Below are 1,900 nucleotides of genomic sequence, written 5' to 3'. Positions count from 1 at the left end.
AGAAACGCAAAAGCATATCGTTGGATCGAAACCGAAACGTTGATAAACAAATATGTTATGTATTATGTAAGATGATATATTGCATTGATGACAGGAATGATAGTATGAATTTTTGCTATAGTATTCTGCTATGTATATCGTCTGTAGTATGCTTTATATCAATATTTTATGATATTGGATCTAGCCTTGAAAAAAATTCAAAAATCTTTTCTGGAAACAAGGTAAAAAAATTATATATCTAAGCCTTGTCTATACTCTGTTTGTCCTGGCATCATTCGATCCTATCCATGATACGATATACTTCCGAAACATAAGTTATTTAATATTCTTAGCTATGTTCTCTGTTTATTTTGGTATATTCTATGTTATTCTAATGTTCTCGGCGAATCGATATAGATTTTTTGATAGAACTCCTCCGCTCTGGGCCAAAAAACTTGCTAGTAAAGATAGAATTTGGAAGGGTGTGTTATTCTTTGCGACTGCCAAAGAATTTTCTTCGACAATCGGTCACGCAATGGAACTTGGTCATAGCTTCTTAATTTCGATAGCCGGATAGGTCATGACCGTGCCAGCCCGTGTCCTGCACTCGCCCGAGGCGCCGCGCAGGATGTACGGGGCAGAGGGTGCGATGCCGCTGCCCAGGCGCACGAAAATCTTGCCGAAAATGAGTGTTGGAAAGCGCCGCATGAGGGTTTGCCGCACGCGCTCGATCTGATTGCGCCGTATGCGCGGCTCGAGCGCCCCGGTCTCGACCTTGCGGGCATAAGGCAGCGGATTGACGATCAGGATCGTGCTGTCAGCTGGCAGATCCTTGAGCGGCTGTTTCCAGGGCCTGTCGTCACAGATCAGCACCCAGGCATCGCGAAAGCGTCCGCTGCGCACGGGCGATGTTAACCGGCACAGGGCAAGCGCCGCCTCTGCCGCCTCGCCCGTGAGATTGAAGCGATAGAGAATGGCTCCATCCAGTCGCACGCTTGTTTCTGGCGCATCGGCTTTACCGTCCACATAGCGCCGCCAGCTGGGCGGAGCCTCGCCGCGTGCGATCAGTTCGTCACGCGCTGCAATGGCCCGTCTTGCCATCTCGGCCCGCAGGGTATCGGGGGAAAGATTGCGATCAACAAAAAGGCTTAGCGACCGGCTGAAGGTTGCGGCTCTCGCCATAGTTCATCCCTTCATGAACTGTTCGATATCCTCGGTGATCCTGCGGTTTCGATACGCCATGAAAACGCTATCCATGGCGCGGATCTGGTCCTCGATCCATGGCCGGTCGTCTTCCGAAACCGCATTGGCCTCACACCACCGTGCCAGCGCCTGCCAGGAGATACCGCCTGGGCGCGATACGCCCCGGATCTTGCCTATGGCAGCCCCGACCAGATCGGTGAGCCAGGCGCGATCGTGTTGCAAATCATGCCAGCCACGCCATGGGCGTTCGAGTGAGGGTGGGAGGGCAGGCTTGCTGGCGAGTATGGCTTCGCGGATCTCTGGCACCTCGTCAGGCCCCGTGAATGGGCCGTATTCGAGTTCCCAAGCCAGCGCCGCTGTCAGTTTCCCACCGCGTCCCGATGATCTTCGGTGCGCTGTTCGCCCACCTTGGCTGCAGCCGATATGGCAAGGGCGATCAGCATCGGATGCTCACCGCTTGCGAGCAGCTGGCGGAAGGCATCGATTCCGATTTCGGAGCCGTCGTCATTCTGCAGGCCATCCACATCAAGCACGCAATGTTCGGCAATGGCCTGACCCTGTGCCCTGTCATCTTCGGTCGGCGGCAGGCTCTCGGCAGTGTAGCGCGTGGCACCTGGCTGCAATGCGCGGTTGAGACGGCTCGCCACCGTATTCTTGAGGATATAGAGCGCGTCGCGATAACGCGGCGTGAAGCCGCGTGTGGTGATGAGGAACGTGT

General features: G+C 53.8%; 3 protein-coding genes. All 3 read right to left on the bottom strand.

Annotated features, from left to right (window positions below; genetic code table 11):
• Positions 1-525 precede the first annotated feature (525 nt).
• On the bottom strand, positions 526-1,161 hold the full coding sequence (locus tag P792_RS32225; RefSeq protein ID WP_023979464.1) for a hypothetical protein: 636 nt from the start codon (positions 1,159-1,161) through the stop codon (positions 526-528).
• 3 nt (positions 1,162-1,164) lie between these two features.
• Positions 1,165-1,488 carry a hypothetical protein gene (locus P792_RS32220; RefSeq protein WP_023979290.1) on the bottom strand — a complete coding sequence of 108 codons (324 nt, stop codon included), beginning with the start codon at positions 1,486-1,488 and terminating at the stop codon, positions 1,165-1,167.
• Positions 1,489-1,541: 53 nt separating this feature from the next.
• The coding region (locus P792_RS37700; RefSeq protein ID WP_023979291.1) for a hypothetical protein at positions 1,542-1,900 on the bottom strand (359 nt) is incomplete at its 5' end.

The organism is Asaia sp. SF2.1 (genome assembly GCF_000505765.1).
In the GTDB taxonomy this organism is placed as follows: domain Bacteria; phylum Pseudomonadota; class Alphaproteobacteria; order Acetobacterales; family Acetobacteraceae; genus Asaia; species Asaia bogorensis.
The sequence above is the reverse complement of the archived record's forward strand: the minus strand, read 5'-3'. Positions and strand labels throughout refer to the sequence as shown.

What these genes read in the sequence shown, in the direction of transcription:
- P792_RS32225 (WP_023979464.1), bottom strand. Translation starts at nt 1,161, where the DNA reads ATGGCGAGAGCCGCAACCTTCAGCCGGTCGCTAAGCCTTTTTGTTGAT.